Origin of the sequence: Aeromonas sp. s9 (assembly GCF_040907765.1) — a bacterium.
Classification (GTDB): Bacteria; Pseudomonadota; Gammaproteobacteria; order Enterobacterales; family Aeromonadaceae; genus Aeromonas; species Aeromonas caviae.
The window spans coordinates 2,501-26,164 of sequence record NZ_JBFOCK010000101.1 but is presented as its reverse complement, the minus strand read 5'-3'; the positions used below and the strand labels follow the sequence as shown (position 1 = coordinate 26,164).

18 protein-coding genes (1 of these 18 running past the window's edge) are annotated in these 23,664 nt (G+C 55.1%); 9 read left to right on the top strand and 9 right to left on the bottom strand.

Annotation, left to right across the window (positions count from 1 at the left end):
- The first annotated feature begins 295 nt into the window (after positions 1 to 295).
- Positions 296 to 748 carry an antitoxin Xre/MbcA/ParS toxin-binding domain-containing protein gene (locus tag AB5Y54_RS19460; protein WP_053288792.1) on the top strand — a complete coding sequence of 151 codons (453 nt, stop codon included), beginning with the start codon at positions 296 to 298 and terminating at the stop codon, positions 746 to 748.
- 118 nt (positions 749 to 866) lie between these two features.
- On the opposite strand, the gene AB5Y54_RS19455 is transcribed toward AB5Y54_RS19460, so the two are convergent.
- The 5 genes from AB5Y54_RS19455 to AB5Y54_RS19435 all read right to left on the bottom strand — a co-directional run bounded on the left by AB5Y54_RS19455 (position 867) and on the right by AB5Y54_RS19435 (position 7,123).
- Entirely contained in the window at positions 867 to 1,277 is a 411-nt protein-coding gene (locus tag AB5Y54_RS19455; protein ID WP_053288791.1) for a hypothetical protein, read from the bottom strand.
- Complete coding sequence (locus AB5Y54_RS19450) at positions 1,270 to 3,432, bottom strand: hypothetical protein (protein WP_202016970.1); 2,163 nt, start codon at positions 3,430 to 3,432, stop codon at positions 1,270 to 1,272. Before AB5Y54_RS19450 ends, AB5Y54_RS19455 begins: the two co-directional genes overlap by 8 nt.
- Positions 3,425 to 5,050 carry a site-specific integrase gene (locus AB5Y54_RS19445; RefSeq protein WP_202016971.1) on the bottom strand — a complete coding sequence of 542 codons (1,626 nt, stop codon included), beginning with the start codon at positions 5,048 to 5,050 and terminating at the stop codon, positions 3,425 to 3,427. Before AB5Y54_RS19445 ends, AB5Y54_RS19450 begins: the two co-directional genes overlap by 8 nt.
- Before the next feature lie 48 nt (positions 5,051 to 5,098).
- Positions 5,099 to 6,346 (bottom strand): site-specific integrase, encoded by a 1,248-nt coding sequence (locus tag AB5Y54_RS19440; protein ID WP_202016972.1) that lies wholly within the window; start codon positions 6,344 to 6,346, stop codon positions 5,099 to 5,101.
- Positions 6,347 to 6,553: 207 nt separating this feature from the next.
- Positions 6,554 to 7,123, bottom strand: a complete 570-nt coding sequence (locus AB5Y54_RS19435) for a single-stranded DNA-binding protein (protein ID WP_010674212.1) — start codon at positions 7,121 to 7,123, stop codon at positions 6,554 to 6,556.
- 517 nt (positions 7,124 to 7,640) lie between these two features.
- On the opposite strand from AB5Y54_RS19435, the gene AB5Y54_RS19430 reads away from it, so the two are divergent.
- From AB5Y54_RS19430 to AB5Y54_RS19405, 6 genes are all read left to right on the top strand, one after another.
- Positions 7,641 to 8,279 (top strand): LuxR C-terminal-related transcriptional regulator, encoded by a 639-nt coding sequence (locus tag AB5Y54_RS19430; protein WP_010674213.1) that lies wholly within the window; start codon positions 7,641 to 7,643, stop codon positions 8,277 to 8,279.
- 92 nt (positions 8,280 to 8,371) lie between these two features.
- Positions 8,372 to 11,200: an excinuclease ABC subunit UvrA gene (uvrA, locus tag AB5Y54_RS19425; RefSeq protein ID WP_368154217.1), complete on the top strand. Its 2,829-nt coding sequence runs from the start codon at positions 8,372 to 8,374 to the stop codon at positions 11,198 to 11,200.
- 141 nt (positions 11,201 to 11,341) lie between these two features.
- Positions 11,342 to 13,027, top strand: a complete 1,686-nt coding sequence (locus AB5Y54_RS19420; RefSeq protein ID WP_201985691.1) for a diguanylate cyclase — start codon at positions 11,342 to 11,344, stop codon at positions 13,025 to 13,027.
- A gap of 447 nt (positions 13,028 to 13,474) precedes the next feature.
- Complete coding sequence (locus tag AB5Y54_RS19415) at positions 13,475 to 14,086, top strand: OmpW family outer membrane protein (protein ID WP_010674216.1); 612 nt, start codon at positions 13,475 to 13,477, stop codon at positions 14,084 to 14,086.
- Between the two features lie 197 nt (positions 14,087 to 14,283).
- On the top strand, positions 14,284 to 16,263 hold the full coding sequence (locus tag AB5Y54_RS19410) for a methyl-accepting chemotaxis protein (RefSeq protein WP_039040116.1): 1,980 nt from the start codon (positions 14,284 to 14,286) through the stop codon (positions 16,261 to 16,263).
- An 8-nt stretch (positions 16,264 to 16,271) separates the two neighbouring features.
- Positions 16,272 to 17,735 carry an ABC transporter substrate-binding protein gene (locus AB5Y54_RS19405; RefSeq protein WP_368154216.1) on the top strand — a complete coding sequence of 488 codons (1,464 nt, stop codon included), beginning with the start codon at positions 16,272 to 16,274 and terminating at the stop codon, positions 17,733 to 17,735.
- Positions 17,736 to 17,795: 60 nt separating this feature from the next.
- On the opposite strand, the gene AB5Y54_RS19400 is transcribed toward AB5Y54_RS19405, so the two are convergent.
- Positions 17,796 to 18,587: a GNAT family N-acetyltransferase gene (locus AB5Y54_RS19400; RefSeq protein WP_368154215.1), complete on the bottom strand. Its 792-nt coding sequence runs from the start codon at positions 18,585 to 18,587 to the stop codon at positions 17,796 to 17,798.
- Positions 18,588 to 18,914: 327 nt separating this feature from the next.
- On the opposite strand from AB5Y54_RS19400, the gene metF reads away from it, so the two are divergent.
- Positions 18,915 to 19,811 (top strand): methylenetetrahydrofolate reductase, encoded by an 897-nt coding sequence (gene metF / locus AB5Y54_RS19395; RefSeq protein ID WP_010674220.1) that lies wholly within the window; start codon positions 18,915 to 18,917, stop codon positions 19,809 to 19,811.
- Positions 19,812 to 19,874: 63 nt separating this feature from the next.
- Here metF and AB5Y54_RS19390 read toward each other — a convergent pair whose 3' ends face one another.
- Complete coding sequence (locus tag AB5Y54_RS19390; RefSeq protein ID WP_368154214.1) at positions 19,875 to 20,939, bottom strand: DUF3103 family protein; 1,065 nt, start codon at positions 20,937 to 20,939, stop codon at positions 19,875 to 19,877.
- A gap of 147 nt (positions 20,940 to 21,086) precedes the next feature.
- Complete coding sequence (locus AB5Y54_RS19385; RefSeq protein WP_368154213.1) at positions 21,087 to 22,238, bottom strand: benzoate/H(+) symporter BenE family transporter; 1,152 nt, start codon at positions 22,236 to 22,238, stop codon at positions 21,087 to 21,089.
- A 113-nt stretch (positions 22,239 to 22,351) separates the two neighbouring features.
- Here AB5Y54_RS19385 and AB5Y54_RS19380 point away from each other — a divergent pair, with 113 nt between their 5' ends.
- Positions 22,352 to 22,924, top strand: coding sequence for a helix-turn-helix domain-containing protein (locus AB5Y54_RS19380; protein WP_201902277.1), 573 nt, complete (start codon positions 22,352 to 22,354; stop codon positions 22,922 to 22,924).
- Here AB5Y54_RS19380 and AB5Y54_RS19375 read toward each other — a convergent pair whose 3' ends face one another.
- Positions 22,925 to 23,664: the 3' portion of an NnrS family protein gene (locus AB5Y54_RS19375; RefSeq protein WP_201922921.1), read on the bottom strand. Its footprint extends 457 nt past the window's final position; the window shows 740 of its 1,197 coding nt (coding positions 458-1,197); its start codon lies beyond the right edge, outside the window; its stop codon occupies positions 22,925 to 22,927.

Here is a 23,664-nt window from a genome sequence, read left to right as displayed (position 1 = left end):
TGAACTTCTCGGGTTAGTTCAGGTAGCCACTATGGGAAATACCTGAACTTTGTGGTGCTGGTAGGAGTCGATATGACCCCAAAATGGGGAACACCTGAACTTTGTGGTACGAATTGGGTTCAGTACGCTCCCTCCATGAGCGCTTTTCAACTTCTTGGCTTGGATTTGGTTGCCACTATGAGAATACCTAACACTTGATTGCCTGCGGAGGATCATCGAGTGCATCGATGTGCTTTCCATTGAAGATTTTTATCGCTACTTTTAAGACTATATCTTGCAATGAGAACATAAAATCATGACTTACTTGGCATATGATCCTGGTAAAATGCAGCCCTATAGTGATCGACTTATCATGTCCCTAGGTATTCCTTCCGACCCATTGAGCGTTCATTCATGGATTGTTGCAGGTATTTCCCCTGAGATTATTATTAGGCTCGTTAAGTCTGTCAGGTCTGATATTAAGACAGTCTGTCATCTTGTTGGCATTAGCAAAAGCACCATAATCCGTAAACTAAAGAATGAAATCCCTCTAACTCCTGAGCAAGGGGCTAGGGTATACAGTGTAATACAAGTACTTGATGCAGTTATCTCACTACACAATGGTGATCTTACTATGGCGATGTCTTGGTTACATTGCCCTGCAAAAGGGCTGGGAGGTGAAATACCTATAAATCTATTGACTACAGCAAGTGGTGCCCAAGCCGTGATTGAGCTGATTGGTCGGATCCAATATGGTGTTATTTCCTGAATGCTGTGAAATAAAATGAGGTGACGTAGAGTTGCATTAGTGTCACTCATTACATAAAGCTTGGAAGACCTTACATCGTAAGGTCTTTTAAATAATTAAATAGTTTTTTAGCAGCTAATTATGAGTATCGGTCATTCTTCTTCGGTAGAGGTGTGTTCAACTGAGGCATCGATACTCCATGAGCATATGCATTGTATTGCCAGATAACAAATTGACTTAATAGTTCATCATTTTCCTTTTTTAAACGTGAGTTCTCTGCTTCAAGTTTTGCAATTTTATTTGCTGCGATAGAAAGTGATGCTGGTGTTTTTGGAGATTTTACTTCCCCGTGTTTCAATGCACTTTTTTTATCTTGAAATGCTTTCTTTATTCTATGATAGCCTTGAATTGTTTGTCTTGAATGAGTTAAACCAAGTCTGGAGCTCATTTGATCACAGAGCTTTCCCCATGTTAGTTTTACGTCAAAATGCCAGCCGTCAATTAGCAAGACAATGCTAGAAATATCCTTTTCTGATAAGTGCTTAGCCACGTTTTACCCCTCCAAATGCTTTTAGTTTATCAAGAGCTTTTGGCCGAGTGTTCATTAGTTCTGGGGTCCCATTTTGCGATGTTATTTTTTTAGATGAATCAAGCTTTGGCAGGCGCTTTTTTCCATTGATATCCAGTGCTTTATCAAGGCGTGAAGTTTTATCTATTGCTAGTTTAATAAGTGCTCCATCAGGGATTGAGTCATCTTCCAGTCTATCGATAAGTGCTTTACAGCGTTCAATTGTAAGGAGCCGCTTGTTAAGAAAAATCTCAGCATTGACTGAGCCATCATCCATTGCTTGCTGATCGCCAGTTAATAGCATCTCTTCATATTTTAGCTTTTCTTTTAAACGCTTTAGTTTTTCATTGTCTCCTTTTTCACAGACTTGTTCTTCACAGTTCACGCAATCTCGATGTTTCTCGCAAGGGTTGAGAACATATGAATGGATACACATACCAAATTCAGTTACATGTGCAGTTATATTTGAATCTGCATTTATTTCTTGCAGCGTTTCAGGGGTGACAATAACCAGTTCAGCAATGCCTAGTTTCGAATTTTCTTCCTTGGTAATTGCATGAAATTTCGCATTTAATTGATCAGGTGTTTGGTGATTATACACTCGTGTCTGCTTTGGATCTGCCCGCCCAGACCAACGAGTTAAAAGCGTATCAGACATACCCCCTATCTTTGCCATCGTATTTAACATGTGGCGTAACTGATGGCTGAGAACTGTCATTGATGGATAGTTATGACGTTCAAACAGCGATAGTTGATTTGTCATAGTACTACCATCTTTAGTTTTCTTCTCTGTTGTAGATAAATCCTCATTTATCGTGCCAATAGTTGGCATCCAAAGTTCAGTTGTACTTGTGCCCTTAATACTATGGAAAGCATTGCTCATTTGAGAAAAAAGAGCATCAGACCATTTAACTTTTATGCCATCGCCTGTCTTAAATGGAATATGTGGAAAGCCATTGGTTTTTATATCATTACGTACTATTTCATTTAGTTCAGCCATTGTTACTTCATAATGGTTTCTTGCTATTCCGTACTTTTTAAGAAGTTGGTTGCTTAACGTTTGGCCTTTCTTTGTTTGGAGTCCTGTTTTTAAAAAGGTGTCACCGTTCACTTCTACATATTCTTCGAACTGATATACATCAAGTCCGAGGGCAAGGCTTACCTGTTCCCTAGTAAGCTTATGATTCAAGGATATATCTGTTGGACAAGGGAGAAAGTATGTTTTTTCCTCTACTGATTTAGCAAATGCCCTTGCTCCAGCAGAGAGATTTTTTAACCTTTCAACCGCTTCTTTAACTACGTCCCACATGCATTCAGGCACCCATTCAACTTCGTAACCAAAACCTTTACCCGAGAACCATCGGAGGCCTAGTTGGTTTTTACCTTTTTCATCTTTTGTTAACTCAATGCAGTCGGATTTTAAGTAAAATAGTTCTGATCCCCGTGCTGGCGCAGCCATTAAAAGCGCAATGCAAGAAGTAGTAAATATATCTCGAGGTGATAGATTCTCAGCTCCGATGGAAAATATTTCAGCAATAGCTATTAAAGCATCTTCATTCGGGAGTTTTCTCTCACGATATTCTTTACCTTTCTCACCAATTTTATCAACGGTATCCTCGCCTCTTTTTACGGGATTCTTCCATACAAAGTTATTAACTATTTTGCTCTCACAAAGGAAATTGCTCATAACCTCAAGCTCAGCACCACAATGATACGCTGCTTGAGGCGAATAATTTTCACGAGCGAGTTGAGCTGCGCTATCAAGAATTGTAGGCTTTACCAGCGTTATATCAACCGAGCCGTGTGCTCGCAACATAGCCAGTTCAATAACACGTAGTGCTTTCAATTCATTTTTTGACTTTGTTGGCGAATGACTCTGCTGGTAGGTGAAATATGCCTTAGCAAAAGGCATTATGGATTTATCAAGTTCAAACTCACTTCCTCGTTTTTTTGAATTTACACCTAGCTTTGTAAAATTTGCAACACCAGACCAGTATGCGGAGTTGTAGTTATATTTATCTTGGGAGCTCTTTATTGGGGGTAAGCGAGGATATGATTCACACAACTCGATGAATTCTGCAAGGTTACGCTTGTGTTCAAATTCATGCTTAGGTTTAAAATTAATGATCTCAGACATTTTCTACGTCCTTTTTATTGCACTCAAGCATTACCTGCATCACAGCATAAATCGCACGGTCATTAACTGCTGCTACAGTTAGGTCATCAGTTATTTTTGCGATTCTATCGCGTTCATTAACTAGCCAGCTTAAAACCAAATGATGCGGTGCATGGCGCCACGGACGGAATTTGGGGCATAGATAACAGGCAACTGGAGCATTATCGAAACATAGATCGTTGGTGCCACACGAACCAATATTTTCACCAACCTCACGGCAAGAAATGCGAGTAGCATTTGGTTTTCTTAACTGTGCTTCCGCTTCATCTTTAACAACTTCCCCTCGAAAAGCATTAGCGTATTTAATTAGTTGAGGGTTCATAATATCGCTGATTTTTTGGGCAAACTCAGGTATGTTTTTTATGTAAACTTCAGCGTGCTGTGTATCAGAGTGATCGAGAAGGGTGGCAACCGTTATTAAACCACAATGTTCTCTAGCTGCTCTTGTGCCAAGTGTATATCTGAAGCGATATGCATTCGTATAAAGTCTTTTACCTGTGCGCTCGGAGGTTATGTCAAGCTTGTCTATTGTGAACTTCAATACTGCGGTTAAATAAGCCGATGTACAGTGAAACATATCAGTATTTTGAAGGATAGATAATAGTTCAGTATCATCAATATCACGAATATTTACTAAGTGTTTGTATTCAAGAAAAGGATAATAATCACCCACTCGCTCTTGGATTTTTTTTACGTCGCCGAATCCCATGGGAAACAGTGGAAGTTCCAGCCTTTCCTCAGCAGTCAATTCACGCCCAACAAGATACTCTGCATCGAAAATAACATTTCGCCTATGTTGTATAAGCACCTGCCCGATGCTTTCAATAAATGCAGCCCTTCTAAAAGATGAGCGAAATCCCATTCCTATTTGCTTTGCACGTGGAATATTGAGGTAATAGTATATTTCGCCAAGTGGTGATACATCTGTGCTTATGTCTTTAATTTTGAGTGATGCAATTTGAATGGGGCGACGCCCAGATGCAGAAAACAGCTGAACTATTGAGTACTCTTCATCAGAGATTCGGCCTTCAGCATATGCATGATCTAAACCTGCAATAATGGCCTCATGCTCTAGATCAGAGAAGGGACCATCAATCGGGTCAAATGAAGCGACAGGTAGACCTTTGTCTCGTCCTTTAAAGGTCCACTTGTTTATCAATGCCAATGTATCTTCGTCGATAACGTTGAATCCCCAAAACTTTGACTGCCTAATAAATGCACGAAGAGTGGATGGCTTATCATGATCATTTTTATCGGGGAATGTCTGTTTGAATGCCAATAGACCTTTTTCATTAAATGTACTTTGATTGGTAGTCTTGACATATCGAATTAAATGCTCACACATTTTTTCTGTGTAATGTGCAGATTTTGTTTCTGCAAAATAAACCAAGGCGCTTCTGACTTCCTCAACTACATGTCTATCAAAACCAGATAAGGCATGCCCAACACGTACTATAACCTCACGATTAAGAACCCAGTTGTCATCATATATATTGAATTCATAACCATTAAAGGACGTTGCTTTCGAAACTTCATTCAGTTGTGTAAACTGACCGCTTTTAAACGTTGAAATATCCATGTGGCAACCTTACTGATTGTTGTTTTCACAAGAGCCTACTAATAATCATCATTCATTATTGGCGGCATCGCATTTTCTAGGTCTTGTTTTTTGTAGGTCTAAGAGAATCTGCATGGCTTTTCTCTGTCTATAAGCTCTTGTATAAGATTTTGCAGAATCTGAGTTTTCTTTCCACCCCTGTACCCAACACCTAAGCTCTTCAGCTTCTTCATAGGTTATCTGACCGGCTTCAATGAGTTCCTCAATAAGTTCTGAAAATCTGTCATTCCAGGTATGTCTTAATCCATGGGGTTTTACTTTAAAACCAACAGCATTACTCAGTTCGTTAAATACTTTGTTGAATGCGGATAACGACATAGGAGCCGCTTTCTTGGAACCTCTTTGATGGCTAATGAATAAGTAAGGGCAAGAATTGGCTCTGTTAACGGTACTTCTATAACTGATAATATATTTTTCAAACATGTCCGCTAACTGAGGTTTTATTACCACTGTGCGACTTAGTGTTTTAACTCTCGGTTGATTCAATCGAGGGTCATTTTTACTGTCAGGGTCGCGCCAGATGTTTATTTCTGGGCCGGAAACCCCTTGAACAAGATCAGTAGTTTTTATATTAAGTGATTCACCTTTACGGCACCCAATGTCAAGAAGTAAGTTTACAATTAGTTGGTTACGATATTTAACCGCATCTCCTTTCCATGGATTGCTCAACGAATCTGGTCTAACAGTATCTAAAACTTTACTTTCCTGATCCTTATCAAGTGATTGAAATTCACCTATTCCTGCTTTCATTTCTTGTCTGTTAGCTGGCTTTATACCTCTCTTTGCTATCAGCCATTTATACATTTTTTCAGATTCATGTGATTCAATTAAACTATCAGCTAGCCATTTAATGTACTTTGCAGTTTCAGTTACATTATTGTAACCATTGGTGTTTATAGATTCTTTAACATCGATTTTGACGCCATAACGAATTTTTTCTGTTTTTAATGGTTTTAATATGGATATATTTTCTTTGCTAAAATTCTTAGCTTTTATAGCCGCATCTAAATTTGATTTTTTTTTCTTAAGCCAGCCAGTGATCAACTCAACTTCATCGCGCTTTAGCCAATCACCACGAACAAAGCGTTCCTCTAATGGAATATCAAGATAATCACAAACCTCGAGCAGTAGTTTGATGGTATTGAGTTTACTTTTTATGGTGTTATACGCATCTCCGCTATTTCGATGATGTATCGTTGAGTACAGGGTTGGGTAAGGCAATGGATGACCGCTATCTGTATCAACTAAGACAGCCATTCGCTCACCTGATGCATGTACAAATTGTCTAAGTTGATATCTCATAAATGGCAAAACCTTACAAAAATTTATGGTGTTGAATTACCCAAATGTGACTATAAAAAAAGCCTACATAAATCACAATGATTTTTGCAGGCTCTTATCTAAGACTGTTGTTTTATAAGGATATTTTTAACTAAACCTTACAATATTGCTCTATGGTGAAATTTAGAACGGAATATCGTCGTCGAAATCCATCGGCGGTTCGTTGTAGACCGGCGGGGCGGATTGCGGCTGCTGGGCCGGACGGCCGTAACCGCCTTGCGGTTGCATGTTCTGCTGCGGGGCAGCAGGACGTTGCATGTTCTGTTGCGGTGCAGCCTGTTGCGGCTGGCCCCAGTTGCCCTGGGATGACTGGCCGCCCATGCCCTGGCCACCGCCCTGCGGACGGCCACCCAGCATCTGCATCACACCGGTGAAGCTGTCGACCAGCACCTCGGTGGTGTAGCGCTCCTGGCCGCTCTGATCCTGCCATTTACGGGTCTGGAGCTTGCCTTCTACATAGACCTGGGAGCCCTTCTTCAGGTACTCGCCGGCCACTTCGGCCAGCTTGCCCATGAAGACGACACGGTGCCATTCGGTGCGCTCTTTCTGCTCACCGGTCTGCTTGTCGCGCCAGGTATCGGAGGTGGCCAGGGTGATGTTAGTCACGGCACCGCCGCTCGGCATGTAGCGCACTTCCGGGTCTTGCCCCAGGTTACCGATCAGAATGACTTTGTTGATGCCTCGACTGGCCATAATCTCTCTTCCACCCTTATGTATACCGGCCAGGCCAGATGCCTGGGCCCATTCAATAATGCGTTTGTTTGCAACGAGATGCGCGCCCTAGACGGGTGTCATCTCTCTTCAGTGTCCTGGCTGCGCCGGAGCTTGCCGGCAGAGGCGTCATGGATCGGCCGCAGCGTTTGGCCGCCATAGTACCAGTTGACGGGCATGAGCGCACATCTTCCCTGCCACTGTGGCGTCAATGGATCGCCACAGCCTGAGTAACTTACCCGAGGTAAGGTGCCACCAGCAAGGGGAAGCGGCTGGGGCAGGCTGCGTGAAGAGGGCGGAGCTGTTATGGTGCGCACCGGCACTACTTGACCCCCCAAATGGGGGGGGCGTGCTAGCCAATTGTATTGGCTGGAAAATTGCTGGGCTTCAAAGGAGCCACCGATGCGTCTAATACTTTTTTAATGCTGCAGCCGGGAGGGGGATTGGTACTCTTCCTTGCCAAAAAGCCCCGACTCGAATGTGCAAGGAAGTTCTCTTGATGACGCCCGACTCCCTCCTGGTGCTGATCACCGAAAATAACGCACAAGCCTCCCGTTTCCAGCGTCACCTCAGTGAAGAGCTTGGTCTGCCCATCTTGCTGGTGGGGGAGCTGAATGACCTGCCAGACGTTGCAGAGGGCGCCCCCAAAACCTTGCTGCTGATCGATCTGGACTACCTCAAGTCGACCCAGCAGGAGCTGTGGAGCAATGCCATCTGCCAGCGCTTTGGCGAGGCCAGTGCCGTGTTGCTCAATGCCCCGACCAGCACCAACAAAGAGCTGCTGCTGATGTGGCCCCATACCAGCGGGCTCTTCTTTCGTCAGGACACGCTGGACAGGTTGGTCTTCGGCATCCGCAAGGTGTTGCAGGGGGAGTACTGGATCCCGCGCCACCTGCTGTGCGACCTGGTGGACTACTACCGCAAGGGGAGCGGGCAACCTCAGCGTCAGCAGACGCTGCTGACCGCCCGCGAGCAGGAGATCGTGCGTCACCTGATGACGGGGGCCTCCAACACCGAGATCGCCGACAGCCTGTTCGTGAGTGAACACACCGTCAAATCCCATCTCTACAACGTCTTCAAGAAGCTGAACGTCAAGAACCGGTTGCAGGCGGTGAGCTGGGCCAAGGAGTATCTCTGAGGAAGGGGCACGGAAGGAAAGACTGTCTATTCATCCAGTAGTCTCTATGCCATACTGGCCCGCTCTGGTTCCCGTATCGAGCGCGCAACAAGATGGAAAAAATCGTGATCCGGGGTGCCCGCACCCACAACCTCAAGAACATCAACCTGATCCTGCCACGTGACAAGCTGATCGTGGTCACCGGCTTGTCCGGTTCGGGCAAATCCTCCCTGGCGTTCGATACCCTCTATGCCGAGGGGCAGCGCCGCTATGTGGAGTCCCTCTCCGCCTATGCCCGCCAGTTCCTCTCCCTGATGGAGAAGCCGGACGTGGACCACATCGAGGGGCTGTCGCCTGCCATCTCCATCGAGCAGAAGTCCACCTCCCACAACCCGCGCTCGACCGTCGGCACCATCACCGAGATTTACGACTACCTGCGGCTGCTGTTCGCCCGGGTCGGGGAGCCACGCTGCCCGACCCACGCCATTCCGCTCGCGGCCCAGACCATCAGCCAGATGGTGGATCAGGTGCTGGCCCAGCCCGAAGGCGCCAAGCTGATGCTGCTGGCCCCCGTGGTGCGCAACCGCAAGGGGGAGCACACCAAGCTGCTGGAGAACCTGGCGGCCCAGGGTTACATCCGCGCCCGCATCGACGGCGAAGTGTGCGATCTGTCGGATCCTCCCGCCCTGGAGCTGCACAAGAAGCACACCATCGAGGTGGTGGTGGATCGCTTCAAGGTGCGCGATGACCTGGCCCTGCGCCTGGCCGAATCGTTCGAAACGGCGCTGACTCTCTCCGGCGGCATCGTGCTGGTGGTGCCGATGGACGGGGAGGATGGGGTTGCCCCCATGACCTTCTCCGCCAACTTCGCCTGCCCCGAGTGCGGTTACTCCATGTCGGAGCTGGAGCCCCGGATCTTCTCCTTCAACAACCCGGCGGGGGCCTGCCCCACCTGTGACGGTCTCGGTGTGCAGCAGTATTTCGATCCCGCCAAGCTCATCCATGATCCCGGCCAGAGCCTGGCCGGCGGCGCCATCCGTGGTTGGGACAAGCGCAGCTTCTACTACTTCCAGATGCTCAAATCCCTGGCCGATCACTACAAGTTCGACCTGGAGAGCCCCTGGGAGGATCTGCCGCTCAAGACCCAGGAGGTGATCCTGCGCGGCTCCGGGCGCACCGAGATCGAGTTCCGCTACATGAATGACCGCGGCGACGTGGTGGTGCGCAAGCACCCGTTCGAGGGGATTCTGCACAACATGGAGCGCCGTTACCGGGAGACCGAATCCAACGCGGTGCGGGAAGAGCTGGCCAAATACATTGCCAACAAGTCCTGTACCAGTTGCGGTGGCAGCCGACTGCGGGAAGAAGCCCGCCACGTTTTCGTGGACAATCGCAACCTGCCCGCCATCGCCGAGCAGTCCATCGGTGATGCCCTGGCCTTCTTCGAAGGGTTGAACCTGTCCGGTCAGCGTGCCCAGATAGCGGACAAGATCCTCAAGGAGATCGTCGAGCGGCTCGGCTTCCTGGTGAACGTCGGCCTCAACTATCTGAGCCTGTCGCGCAGTGCAGAGACCCTCTCCGGTGGCGAGGCGCAGCGGATCCGGCTGGCCAGCCAGATCGGGGCTGGCCTGGTGGGGGTCATGTACGTGCTGGACGAGCCCTCCATCGGTCTGCATCAGCGGGACAACGAGCGGCTGCTCAAGACCCTGACCCACCTGCGTGATCTCGGCAACACCGTGATCGTGGTGGAGCACGATGAGGATGCCATTCGCCTCGCCGACCATGTGCTCGACATCGGCCCGGGGGCTGGCGTGCACGGCGGGGCCATCGTCGCCCAGGGGACGCCGGAGGAGATCATTGCGAACCCCGAATCCCTGACCGGTGACTACCTCTCCGGGCGCAAGCAGATCGCCATCCCGGCCGAGCGCACCCCGCTCACCGGCAAGTGGCTGAAATTGAAAGGGGCTAGCGGCAACAACCTGCGCAACGTCAACCTGGATCTGCCCATCGGAGTGATGACCTGCGTCACCGGCGTCTCCGGTTCCGGCAAGTCGACCCTGATCAACGACACCCTGTTCCGCATCGCCCACCGCGAGCTGAACAAGGCCACCGAGTCCACCCCGGCTCCCTATCGCAGCGTCGAGGGGCTGGAGCATCTGGACAAGGTGGTGGATATCGACCAGAGCCCCATCGGCCGCACCCCGCGCTCCAACCCGGCCACCTACACCGGCCTGTTCACCCCGATCCGCGAGCTGCTCTCCGGCACCCAGGAGGCGCGTTCCCGTGGCTACCAGCCGGGCCGCTTCTCCTTCAACGTGAAGGGTGGGCGCTGCGAGGCGTGCCAGGGGGACGGGGTCATCAAGGTGGAGATGCACTTCCTGCCGGACGTCTACGTGCCGTGCGACGTCTGCAAGGGCAAGCGCTACAACCGCGAGACCCTGGAGGTGAAGTACAAGGGCAAGAACATCCACGAAATCCTCGAGATGACGGTGGAAGATGCCCGTGCCTTCTTCGATCCGGTGCCAGCGGTGGCGCGCAAGCTGCAGACCCTGATGGACGTGGGCCTCTCCTACATCCGGCTCGGTCAGTCCGCCACCACGCTCTCTGGCGGCGAGGCGCAGCGGGTCAAGCTGGCGCGGGAGCTCTCCAAGCGGGACACCGGCCAGACCCTCTACATCCTGGACGAACCGACCACGGGGCTGCACTTCCACGATATCCAGCAGTTGCTCAAGGTACTGCACCAACTGCGGGATCGGGGCAACACCATCGTCATCATCGAGCACAACCTGGACGTCATCAAAACCGCCGACTGGATCGTCGATCTGGGGCCTGAGGGGGGCGCCGGTGGTGGCCGCATCCTGGTAACGGGGACGCCGGAACAGATCAGTCGTTGCGAGGATTCTCATACGGCCCGCTTCCTGGCACCTCTGCTGGCCAGATAAAGCGTTCAATAATTGCGACAAGGGGCCCTGGACCCCTTGTTTTTATTGTGGTAATTCAGTGACCTCTCGGCGGGCCTATCCTCCATACTTGGGGCAAGACCCTTCCCGCTTCGCATTGCCATTCAAAGGATATTGGCGCCCATGGCTCAACCGTCCCGCTCCATCGACCATCTGCTGGCCTACTCCATGTTTCCGGTCTGGGCCGGAGCCATCCTGATGCTGCTCATCGTGATCGCACTGGCCCAGGTGCCGGCGGCGCAGCGGGTCGAGGAGCGGCGGATGGAGGAGCACCTGCAGCGGGTGATCAGGGCGGTGCAGAACGACATCGGCGCCATGAATGCTTTTACCCGGGACTGGGGGATCTGGGATCAGAGCTACCATTTTCTGGCCCACCCCAACCAGGCCTACATCAACTCCAATCTGCTGGTCGACACCCCGATGCGGGACTTTGAACTCAACGTGTTGAGTTACATGGATTTGCAGGGTTCGGAGATCTGGACCCGCACCCTGTTGCCAGACGCGCCGGACACGGATACCACCCTGTTGCCCTCCTTTCTGGACGATCTCAAGCTGCAGCTGCTGCGCGAGTCACGGCAGGCGGGCATCAGCAGCCTGAGTGGCGTCAGGCGCTCACAGTGGGGACCGCTCATCTTTTCGCTGCAGCCGGTGACAGATACCCTCGGCAGCGTCAAACCCAACGGCTATCTGCTGGCGACTCGCTGGCTGGACAAGCGCTATCTGCAGGATCTGGGGGAACGGACCGCGCTCACGCTGACCATAGCCCAGCCAAGAACGCGCGAGCATCTTGGCTCCTTCAAACCGCTCGGACCGCACATGAGCTACCGGCTGGTCGATCTCGGGTTGCAGCAGGTCAGAGGGGAGGGGTTGCTGCTCGACAACGACGGCGAGCCTGTATTGACCCTGATCGTGGACGAGGAGCGGGACGTGTTGCTGGGGGCGATGGAGGGGGCGATCTGGACCTTCATCGGCATGCTGCTGATAAGCTTCGCCTGCATTCTGATGGCTCTGGCCCGGCTGCGGGCCATCGTGCTGGGGCCGATCGGCGAGCTGGTGGGGGCGCTGCACCAGTTTACCGAAAAGCAGGATGCGAGCGTGCTGCCCATCATCGACAGCAGCCAGGAGATGGCGCTGCTCAGCCGCAAGTTCCGCGAGATGGCGGCCAGGATCAACCTGCATCACAGTGCCCTGCAGGCCCACTCCTCCCGCATGGAGGTCGCCGCCTATACGGATCCACTGACTCATGCCTTCAACCGCCGTTATCTCGATGAGTGGTTGCTGAACCGCCAGGATCCGGCGGCAGGCTGGGTGCTGGTGATCCTGGATCTGGATCACTTCAAACGGGTCAACGATCGCTTCGGCCACGACATCGGCGATCTGCTGTTATGTCAGCTGGCCGAACTGCTGCGAGGGACGCTGGATGAGGAGGAGCCGCTGATCCGGCTGGGTGGCGAGGAGTTCATGCTGTTGCTGGCCAGAGAGGAGCCAGGACAAGTGGCGGAACGGATCGAGCGCCTGCGCCGCAAGATCGCCGACTGCCGTTTCGGGCGGGAGGAGCTGCCGCTGCGCATGACCGTCTCGCTGGGATTCTGCGATTATCCTCTGCATGCGGAGCTGGAGGACTCTTTCTGGAGTCTGAGTTTCAAGCTGGCGGACATGGCCCTGTACCGGGCGAAACAGGAGGGCCGGGATCGCTGGCGTGGATACAGCGGCGAGCTGGGGCGGGCACAGTGGAGGTTGAGCCCGGAGCAGCTGGCGGAAGGGGAGTGGCTGTTGTGCCAGGCCTCCCACGCCAACCAACCAGTCTAATGGGTCAGGATCAACAAGGCCATGCCGAGCACGAAACCCAGCAAAATAAACAGAAAAGAGCCAATGCCCCAGATGGCTGCCAATATGGCTACTATTTTATCCCTTCTGGTTTGTGGTTTCATAAAGAATTATTTACAGCCCGGCTACATGGCCCGCAAAAATACTCTTGTTGGACGAGTGAAACAACCGTTTTCAGTCGTTTTTATCCGCAATAAGATATATGGAAATTATTTCTTATTGTTGTTGGTAAGGCGGGAAATCTATCCATTTCATTGTTTTTATTTGATATTTTTGATGTTTTTCTCGATGCTCAGCATGGTTGGAAGCTGCTGTACACATCTATCTATTTCTTGGTAACGTTTGAGCTAAATCAATAACTCGGCATTCACATCCTTTTATAGTTTTCGGGCTTGCAACATAGAAAGAAAACAAAAAAGGAATAATGTGATGAAAAAGATCCTTCCTCTGTTAATCGCAGCCGCTTTTGCTTCCCCCGTCGCCATGGCACATCAGGCCGGTGACATCCTGGTCCGTGGTGGCCTGGCGTTCGTCTCTCCCCAGACCAGCAGTGACAACGTGCTGGGGACGGGCGAGCTGGAGATCGACAGCAACATGCAGCTTGGCCTGACCCTCTCCTACATGTTGACGGACAACTGGGGTGTCGAGCTGCTGGCCGCGACCCCCTTCTCCCACTCGGTGTCGACTGCCGGCCTGGGTGAGGTCGCCAAGGTCAAACACCTGCCGCCGACCCTGATGGCGCAGTACTACTTCGGTGATGCCAACAGCAAGGTGCGCCCCTATGTGGGGGCCGGTATCAACTACACCACCTTCTTCGACGAGGAAGGGCGCGGTGCCCTGGCCGGGACGGATGTGAGCGTGGACTCCTCCTGGGGGATGGCGGGTCAGGTGGGCCTGGACATGGCGATCAATGACCGCTGGTTCGTCAACGCCTCCGCCTGGCTCATCGACATCGATACCGATGTGCATACCGCCGTGGGCACCATCAACACCTCCATCGATCCGGTGGCCTTCATGTTCGGCGTCGGCTACCGCTTCTGATGACAAACGTGGCCGGTGCTCGGCCATGACAACCAAGCATGTCTCTTTGGCCCGGCTCTGTTCGGGCCCTTTTCTGCCTGCCATGTCACGCCAACTGTGATCTGGCCCGCCATCGCGTCACGAACCGCTATTCCATTGCACCCCGCTGCCGATAACCTCGGCATTCACCCCTTTCCCCAACGAGTGAGGATGCCTCCATGGGTTTATCTATTGTGCAGCGGATCATCGCCGGCTTCGTGCTGATGCTGTTGTTGCTGGTTCTGCTCGGCTTCATCAGTATCCTGAAGATCCGGGGGATCAACGAGGGGCTCTCCCAGGTTTCTGATCGTGCCACCCCCCTGGTGATCGCGGTCGCCGGGCTCAAGGGCGCACTGCAGGACAGCAACCGCTGGGTGCTCACCTACAGAACCAGCGAGGAGGCGGCCCAGTTGCCGCAACTGGCCAGCCAGTTCAAGGCGCAGCAGGAGCGTTTCCTGGCCCAGAGCAAGGAGATGGCCCGGTTTGACGGGGTGGCCGAGGCGAGCGAGCGGTTCCGCCAGGTCGACGGGGCGACCCGCGAGTTCTACGGGTTGGCGGATCAGGTGCTGACCCAGCACGGCCAGTGGGTGGCCGCACTCGATCGGCGCCATGAACTGGAGCTGGCGTTCATCCGGCTGGAAGATACCTACCAGTGGGCCGCCGACCTGTTGTTGCAGCAGACCGCGAGCAAACGCTCCATGCGCAACAAGGCCGAACTCATCACCTCCGGCATTGCCCGGGATCTGAAAAACATCCGCCGGGCCGATGCCAAGACCGATCTCAATGAATTGGAGAAGGTGCTCGGCAAGGATATCGAGATGGCACGCAAACGGCTCGAACGGGTGCAGGTGCCCGATGACGTGAGGCAGCGTTTCATCGTCAACCTCGATCGGATGCAGGAGCTGGCCCTAGGCCCGAAAGGGTTGCTGGCGACCATGCGCAATGGCCAGCAACTGGCGGCCTCACTGCAGTCCCTGAACCAGCAACTCGACACCAGTCTGGTCAACAGCCTGGCGCTGCTGGACGAGATGGCCAAATCGGCGGGCAGCATTGCCAGCGCGAGCCGGGTCGGGGCGGATGACGCCGTCAGCAGCGCCAGCGCCTGGATCCTGATCGTGTCGGCCATCTCCGCAGCCGCCGCGCTCCTCATCGGTTACACCACGGCCCGCAGCATCCAGCGTCCGCTGCAACTCATCGATCGGGAGCTGGATCGCATGGCCACGGGTGACATGACCCGGCGCATCGACTACCAGAGCCGCTGCGAGTTCGGCAGCCTGACCCGCTCGATCAATACCCTGGCAGACAAGACCGGCGAACTGCTCGCCCAGATCAATGCCGGCTCGCGCCATCTGGTGGACGAGGCGAGCCGCGCCGCCGAGATAAGCGAGCGGGCCATGTCACGGGTACAGGATCAGAAGAGCCAGACCGATCAGGTGGCTGCCGCCATCACCGAGCTGGAGGTGAGTGCGACCGAGGTGGCGCGCTCCACTGACGGCACCAAGCGTGAGGTGGACCTGGCGGACGAAGAGGCCCGCGCCGGACGCAAACAGGTGGCGACTACGCGCCAGATCACCGAACAACTGGCGGGAGCCATGGAAGAGGCGGTCGGCATCACCCACAAGCTGGGGGAATTCAGCGACAACATCGGCAGCATCCTCGACGTGATCCGCAGCATCGCCGAGCAGACCAACCTGCTGGCGCTGAACGCGGCCATCGAGGCGGCCCGCGCGGGGGACGCCGGTCGCGGCTTCGCGGTGGTGGCGGACGAGGTGCGGGCACTGGCGAACCGGACCCAGACCTCGACCGAGGAGATCCAGGCCATGATCGAGAACCTGCAAAGTTCCAGCAAACACGTGGTGGCCGTGATGGCACGCAGCCAGGAGCAGACCCAGGATTGCGTGGCCCAGACCCGGGTGATGGACGAGGCGTTGCAATCCATTGCCGAGCGGATGAGTGCCATCAAGGCGATGGCGGATCAGGTGGCTCATGCCGCCCAGGAACAGATCTCCGTGAGTCAGGGGGTTGCCCGTCATGTCGCTGGCATTGCGGATGTGGCTTACGAGACCGAACGGGAGGCGCGGGAATCAGCCAGCAGCAGTGAGGTGCTGGCGGATCTGGTCGCCAAGCAGCAGCAATTGATCGCCCATTTCAAGGTGTAGGAGGACTTATGGCTAACAAGTGGATCGGGGCCCTGAGTCTCCTGTTGTGTGGCCAGCTGATGGCCAGCGGGCTGGTGATAGAGAGCTGGCGCATAGATGACAAGGCCTTGTGGGAACAGAAGATCATTCCTGCTTTCGAGGCCGCCCACCCGGGTATTCAGGTGAAATTCAACGGGGTGCAGAACGTCGAGTACATGCCGACCCTCTGGGCCAGCCTCAAGGCGGGCAAGGCGGGGGATCTCATCACCTGCCGCCCGTTTGACGACTCCCTGGCCCTGTTCAAGGCGGGCCATCTGGTGGAGCTGAGCGAGATGGCGGGGATGGAGAACTTCCCGAGCTTTGCCCAATCCCCCTGGCAGACCGACAGTGGCGCCCAGACTTTCTGCGTACCCATGGCATCGGTGATTCACGGCTTCTTCTACAACAAGAAGATTTTCAGTGAGCTGGGGCTGACGGTTCCCCAGACCCGCGAGGCATTCTTCGCGGCCCTGGACAAGGTGAAGGCGGATGGTCGCTATGTTCCCCTCGCCGTGAGCGGCTCGGAGAGCTGGGTTGCCTCCGAGCTCGGTTTCCAGAACATAGGCCCCAACTACTGGAAGGGGGAGGATGGTCGATTGGCGCTGATCGGGGGCCAGGAGCGCTTCAACAACCCGCAATACGTCAAGGTGTTCGAGGAGCTGGCCCGCTGGCGTGACTACCTGGGGGAGGGGGGCGAGAGCCGCGACTACGCCACCACCAACGAGCTGTTCACCTCGGGTAAGGCTGCCTTCTATGCAGCGGGATCCTGGGAGATCGCCCCCTTCACCGGCAAGGTGGACTTCGGTGTCATGCGCCCGCCCGTGGCAAAGCAGGGGGATGGCTGTTTCTTCACCGATCACACCGACATCGGTATGGGGATGAATCCGGCCAGCAAGAACAAGGAGGCCGCCATGACCTTCCTGCAGTGGCTGACCACTCCCCAGTTTGCCGAGCTCTATACCAACTCGCTGCCCGGCTTCTTCTCGCTCTCCAACCACTTCTTTGAAGCCACCAATCCGGCGGCCAGAGAGATGATGGAGTGGCGGGATCAGTGCGATTCCACCATCCGGGTTGCCACCCAGATCCTCTCCCGCGGCACCCCCAAGCTCGGGGATGAACTGGCCGAGGTGAGCCAGCAGGTATTGCTGGGAACCGTGGCACCCAAGGCGGCGGCCGATCGCCTGGAACAGGGGTTGAAAGGGTGGTATGCCCCCCATCAGGGCAACCAGGGCAAGGGACAGGAGTGTCAGTGTGAGGCGAGCGTGCCTGCCGTCCCTGTGTCGGGTGCCATCGGGACCGAGCCGGCTGCACCTGTAGTGCCGGATGGACAAGCGCCCTCCGGAGCAAGCGTGACCCAGCCTCCGTCAGAACCGGTGTCCGGAGCCGTCGCTCCAGCGCCTCCTGTAGAAGTGGAGGAGGCGCTCGCCAGTGAACTGGAGGGGGCACAACCCTGATGGTTCACCATGAAGAACGGGAGGCCTTGGCCTCCCGTTTTGCATCTGCGTGATGACCTGTCATTCCCGTGGCCAGCGGCACAGGCTGCCGATACGGGCCACCGGCACGAAACCCAGAGCGCGATAGACCCGCTGGGCGTGATAGTGCTCGTCTGCCACTATGATGAGCGAACTGGCCCGTGCCAGTCCCTGGCGTGCGACCTGGCTCAGCAACAGACGACAGAGCCCCCGGTTTCGCCACTCTACGTGCGTGCGCACCAGTTGAAAGCGTCCCAGGGTGCCGGTGAAGAAGAGTCCGCAGCTGGCAACCAGTTGATCCTGGTGCCATAACCCCCACCACTGTCCGAGCCCGTCATCGATCATGGCCTGATAGAGCTGGCGGCGTGACAAGAGATAGGGAAGATAGCGCTCCTCCGAATGGGCTGGATCCCGCTCTGCCAGCTCGAAGGCGAGCCACTGATCCCAGTCCGCCGCGGTGAACGGGCGAGCCGGGGCCATGTCGCTGCCGGTGGGGGCTTGCCACTCCATTGCACCCAGCGCCAGTACCACGCACTCCATGTATTGGTACCCCGCCGCCACGAACCCGGCGACCCGGCTGTTCTGGCCTGCGGCGAGGGGCCACTGGAAGGTACGGTGGCGGATACGGGGATCCCAGCCAATCAGCCTGTCGAAACTGGCCTCGAGCCAGCCCTTGTCACGATCGCTTGGGGGGGTGGGCAGCAACAGGTAGTTGCCGAAGTAGTAGTCTGGAGAGCCCGGGGTGCGCACGGTCCAGAACGCATCATGATCCGTCACCTCGCCCTGATAGCGATCGAACAGCAGATCGGTGGCAAAACCGGGGTGATCTTCCATGATGGGGCTCCTGCAAACGCTTGAATTGCTTATCGGCAGGCGGGGAAAGAAGTTAAAAAAAGGCCGGGAAACCCGGCCAAACAATCACACGCAGATTCAGAACGTCCAGGACGATCCGCCCGCATCATAGCGTGCCTGACAGCATTTTGGGATGGGGTCGCTCATTACTTAGGTTGAATTGCAAAATAAAAAAATCGGCAATCCCCCTTGTCGCTGACAAATCGGTATTGACTTTGATCCGTTTTCTCATAAAGATAGAAAGACGTTTAGACGTCCAAACATCCGTTTTGGCGTGAAGGAATGGGTTGCAGGACAGGGAGAGAGCAGATGGGATTTCACAGCGCGCGTCAGGTTGAGGCACTCAACCAGAGTTTGGCGGATCTGGGTGGCGACATATCGGTCAGTTTCGAGTTTTTCCCGCCCAACAGCGAAGGGATGGAGAACACCCTCTGGCAGTCCATCGAGCGCCTGCAGGTGCTGGAGCCCAAATTCGTCTCTGTGACCTATGGCGCTAACTCGGGCACCCGGGACCGCACTCACAAAGTGATCAAGGACATCAAGGAGCGTACCGGCCTCATCGCCGCCCCGCACCTGACCTGTATCGACGCCAGCCGTGACGAGCTGCGCACCATTGCCCGTGACTACTGGAACAGCGGTATTCGCCATATCGTGGCCCTGCGCGGAGACTTGCCTCCCGGTCTCGACAAGCCTGACATGTATGCCACCGACCTGGTCGCCCTGCTCAAATCAGAAGCCGATTTCGACATCTCGGTCGCCGCCTATCCGGAAGGCCACCCCGAGGCTCGCAGTGCGCAATCCGACCTGCTCAACCTCAAGCGCAAGATAGATGCCGGTGCCAACCGGGCCATTACCCAGTTCTTCTTCGATGTGGAGACCTATCTGCGTTTTCGGGATCGCTGCGCCGCCATCGGTATCGATGCGGAGATCGTGCCGGGGATACTGCCGGTCTCCAACTACCAGACCCTGGCCAAGTTTGCCGGTTTCACCAACGTGAAGATCCCGCGCTGGATGCACCAGCGTTTCGAAGGGCTGGAAAACGATCAGATGACGCGCAACATGGTGGGAGCCAGCATTGCCATCGACCAGGTGCGTGTGCTGAGTCAGGAAGGGGTGAAGGATTTCCACTTCTATACCCTGAACCGCTCAGAGCTGACCTACGCCATCTGTCACACACTGGGTGTGAGGCCGAAAGGTCAGGCCTGATCCGCGGCTCTGATACAGAAAAGCCAATGAGTCTTCTCATTGGCTTTTTGTTTTGGGCGACAGTCAGGGCCGGGTTGGCTGGATCTCCCTGGGCTCGAGATCGATGACTGCATTGCCGGCGGCACCGGGATACTGGTGATAGCTCTGCTCCTGCTCCAGGGTATAGAAGGTGTCGAGGTAGTCGTCGTTGTTGGTCATCCAGGAGTCCGGAAGTGCCTTGACGATACGACCGCCGAGGTCGAGGAAGGGCAGGGCCTCGGGTACGCCGCCCGCAGTGAAGCCGAGTTTGAGTGCGTCAATCAGGAGGGCACTCAGCTCCTTGTAATTGACGTTGTCATCCTGCTCCATCATGACCACGTCGACGGCTCCCCAGCGGTAGCGATCCCAATAGACCAGGATCTGGTTGGGGGTGTAGTCGGTGTTGTCGTAGTCGAGATAGGGCATGTCGACGATATCCACCACGGGCTCGTCCCTGCCAGGATTGACCCCGGCCACGACGGCATAGACCTCGGCGGCGCCCAGCAGCCAGGGCTCCTGATCATCGTTGAGCCTGATCTTCTTGAGAATGCTGGTCTTGAGGGGCGTGGTGTTGCTGGTGGCACGGGGCGTCACCTGCATGTCGGCGGCAGCCAGCGCCTTTCGCATCACCTTCAGGCCGGCATTCTTGGCTTTGACCGGATCGGCCTCCACCACCAGTACCGGCCGCGCCGGCGGCTGGTTCACATCGAGATAGATCGGGCTGCCGGCGCTGTCGAACGCCTCGATGGCGCTCCAGCTCTTTTCGTCACCACTTGGTATGTAGGCAACCAGTGGCTCAACCCCTTGTTGCAGTGCATTCGCCTGGTCCGGATTGGCCAGCCGCAGTTGCATCAGTTCCCTGACCTCGCCATCCAGCCCTTGCCGACTGATGGCCGCCTGGTTGGCATCCCGAGCCTGGCGCTTCAGGCGCGGGCTGGCCTTTTGCAGCAGGTTGGGCAGTGGACTCTGGTATTCCTGATTGTTCAGGAGCGGCAGCAGGTTCTTCTGCTGCAGCGCGAGCTGGCGTGCCAGCTCCCGATCGGTGTCGGCAGCCTGGGTCGTGGTGGCGCCCAGCAGTGCCAGTAACAAAATGACAGCCTGATTCCTCATCTTCGTTCTCCAGTATTGAGTCTGACAACGGCGCTTGTCGGGAAGGATCTGCGCCGTTTTGTCACTAGAAAGGAATAAGGTTCATATGTGAACGCTCTTCTCAGGATTATGTGCTGCGTCTCACTGGAGTCTCCCCAGATGGTCAGGTCAGGCGCGGAGCCGGTTGACTTGATGCAATGTCACTCCGATCAGCAATCCCCAGCAGGCAGACCCGACCCCGAGCAGGGTGATCCCCGAGGCAGTCACAAGGAAAGTCAGTAGCGCGGCTTCCCGCTCCTCGTCCTGCTGCAAGGCGCTGTGCAAGCTGCTGCCTATGGTGCCGAGCAGCGCCAGCCCGGCCACGCAGGTGACCAGCACCGCAGGGAATGCGCTGAACAGGGCAACCACGGTGGCACCGAAACAGCCTGTGAGCAGGTAGAAACATCCAGCCCACACGGCAGCAGGCCAGCGTCGAGTGACATCGTGATCCACTTCCTTGCCCATGCAGATGGCGGCAGTGATGGCGGCCAGGTTGAAGGCATAGCCGCCAAACGGTGCCAGCAGCACGCCGATGAATCCGGTCCAGCCAATCAGGGAAGAAGTGGCCGGTTGATAGCCGTGGGCGCGCAGGATGGCAATGCCCGGCATGTTTTGCGAGGTCATGGTAACGAGAAAGAGCGGGAGTGCGATGCCGAGCAGGGCGTCGATGGAAAAGGCTGGCGAGATCCAGACCGGGGTGGAAAGTTGCCAGTGAACCTCGTTGAGTTGCAGCTCGCCCCTCAGGGTGCAGAGCAGCATGCCGGCCGCCAGGACCAGCACCATGGTGTAGCGGGGCCAGAGGTGGCGACCCAGCAAGAAAGCCAGTAGCAAGGTGCCAAGCAGCAGAGGATCTTGCGGTGCCACCTTGAAGAGATCCAGCCCGAACCTGAGCAAGACTCCGGCCAGCATGGCGGCCGCCAGGGGGGCGGGAATGTGACGCATCAGCCTGTCGAACCAGCCGCTGATACCGCAGAGAGTGATCAGCAGTGAAGAGATGATGAAGGCGCCGATGGCTTCAGCCAGACTGAAGTTCCCCAGGCTGGTGATGAGCAGGGCGGCACCCGGGGTGGACCAGGCCGTCAAGACAGGCATCCGGTAATAGAGGGAGAGGCCGATGCAGCTGACCCCCATGCCGATACCCAGTGTCCATAACCAGGAAGAGACCTGGGCTGCATTGGCACCGGCGGCCGTGGCGGCCTGGATGATCAAGACGACAGAACTCGTGTAACCCACCAATACGGCGATGAGTCCCGCGACCATGTGGGGGAGGGCTAGGGGCATGGGAAACTTCCTTGTGGATGCTGATAGCTTGTGCGCTATTGCGTACAATGTGGTTTTGACTATAACGCTGTGCGTTATGGCGCACAATATGGCTCGAAGAAATCGGAGAACAGATGCAGGAGATGAGTCGCTATCTGGCCCAGCGATTGAAAGGGCTGCGCACTGAAAGAGGATGGAGCCTGGATATGGCCGCCCGTGAAACGGGGGTGAGCAAGGCCATGCTGGGACAGATCGAGCGAGGTGAATCCAGTCCGACGGTGGCAACATTGTGGAAGATTGCCACCGGTTTTCGGGTCTCTTTCTCCAGTTTCATTGAGCCGACACCAGAGGCGCAGGGAGAGACGGTATACCGTATTGCCGATGATATTCGACAGCAGCCGGCGGGAGAGGGGATGCAGGTTGCCCCGCTTTTCCCCTATGAGGCCCGCTTTGGTTTCGAGTTGTTCGAACTGACCCTGCTACCTGGCTACCAGCGGGAGTCAGAACCCCATGAACCCGGGGTGACCGAACATGTCATCGTCATCAGCGGTGTGATGGAGGTGCTGGTGGACGGGGCGTGGCGTTCCCTCGATCAGGGTGAGGCCGTCCGGTTTGCAGCGGATCGTCCCCATGGCTATCGCAATCTTGGGGTCGCTCCCGCCATCTTCCACAATCTGATCCACTATCCGGCCATGGCCACGCGATGACTAGCCGGGGCGGCCATCCGCTCTGGGACTGGTCAGTATGGGGGTATAGACCCAGACAAAGAGACCGTAGGCGGCAACCCAGCTCCATCCGCTGAGGTTCCATCCCGTGAGGGTGAGGTCTGGCCAAAAGAGGGGGAGCAAGACCCGCAACAGTGCGGACAGGATGACCAGTGCAAATGCCGCCGTGATCCTGCGTCCTATCTGCAGGGCTCTGCCACTGTGTCCGAGGGATACACGGGCTATCATCCCGAGGATCATGGCCCCCATGCTGCCCGCGCTGAACAGATGGCTGGCCAGTGACAAGGCAATCGGCCAGCCAGCCGTGCGTGCCGCCAGGGCGGTCAGCCCCAGTGGGATAAAGAGGTATGCCAGGTGAAGCGACCACAGCAGGGGCTGGGCCACCGTGGTTCCGGGTCGCCAGCGCAGCTGCCTGTAGAGGTGAGCCCCTGCCGCCACTATATATAGAGGGAACATCTGGATGCCGATGACCCACTGGGTCGGGAGTACTAACCAGAGCAGCAGGATGAGCCACAGAGACGCGAGGGCAATGCGCTCCAGCCACGGCAGTGGGAGTGCTTTTTCCGCCCCAGTGGCTCTGGCGGTGAAGAAGGGAATGACACGTCCTCCCATGACGGCAATCAGGGTCGTGAAGAGGAGCACGGTTGCAAGCAGGATATGTTCTACCAATGGCCATTCGGCATGCCACCGCCAGCAAGCGGTATTGAGCAGGGTCAACACGA

Excerpts from the sequence above, each read along its gene's own strand:
- AB5Y54_RS19405 (WP_368154216.1), top strand. The coding sequence starts at position 16,272 with ATGGCTAACAAGTGGATCGGGGCCCTGAGTCTCCTGTTGTGTGGCCAG.
- AB5Y54_RS19435 (WP_010674212.1), bottom strand. The coding sequence starts at position 7,123 with ATGGCCAGTCGAGGCATCAACAAAGTCATTCTGATCGGTAACCTGGGG.
- AB5Y54_RS19385 (WP_368154213.1), bottom strand. The coding sequence starts at position 22,238 with ATGCCCCTAGCCCTCCCCCACATGGTCGCGGGACTCATCGCCGTATTG.
- AB5Y54_RS19460 (WP_053288792.1), top strand. The coding sequence starts at position 296 with ATGACTTACTTGGCATATGATCCTGGTAAAATGCAGCCCTATAGTGAT.
- AB5Y54_RS19390 (WP_368154214.1), bottom strand. The coding sequence starts at position 20,939 with ATGAGGAATCAGGCTGTCATTTTGTTACTGGCACTGCTGGGCGCCACC.
- AB5Y54_RS19445 (WP_202016971.1), bottom strand. The coding sequence starts at position 5,050 with ATGGATATTTCAACGTTTAAAAGCGGTCAGTTTACACAACTGAATGAA.
- uvrA (WP_368154217.1), top strand. The coding sequence starts at position 8,372 with ATGGAAAAAATCGTGATCCGGGGTGCCCGCACCCACAACCTCAAGAAC.
- AB5Y54_RS19415 (WP_010674216.1), top strand. The coding sequence starts at position 13,475 with ATGAAAAAGATCCTTCCTCTGTTAATCGCAGCCGCTTTTGCTTCCCCC.
- AB5Y54_RS19410 (WP_039040116.1), top strand. The coding sequence starts at position 14,284 with ATGGGTTTATCTATTGTGCAGCGGATCATCGCCGGCTTCGTGCTGATG.
- AB5Y54_RS19450 (WP_202016970.1), bottom strand. The coding sequence starts at position 3,432 with ATGTCTGAGATCATTAATTTTAAACCTAAGCATGAATTTGAACACAAG.
- AB5Y54_RS19440 (WP_202016972.1), bottom strand. The coding sequence starts at position 6,346 with ATGGCTGTCTTAGTTGATACAGATAGCGGTCATCCATTGCCTTACCCA.
- AB5Y54_RS19430 (WP_010674213.1), top strand. The coding sequence starts at position 7,641 with ATGACGCCCGACTCCCTCCTGGTGCTGATCACCGAAAATAACGCACAA.
- AB5Y54_RS19400 (WP_368154215.1), bottom strand. The coding sequence starts at position 18,587 with ATGGAAGATCACCCCGGTTTTGCCACCGATCTGCTGTTCGATCGCTAT.
- AB5Y54_RS19420 (WP_201985691.1), top strand. The coding sequence starts at position 11,342 with ATGGCTCAACCGTCCCGCTCCATCGACCATCTGCTGGCCTACTCCATG.
- AB5Y54_RS19380 (WP_201902277.1), top strand. The coding sequence starts at position 22,352 with ATGCAGGAGATGAGTCGCTATCTGGCCCAGCGATTGAAAGGGCTGCGC.
- metF (WP_010674220.1), top strand. The coding sequence starts at position 18,915 with ATGGGATTTCACAGCGCGCGTCAGGTTGAGGCACTCAACCAGAGTTTG.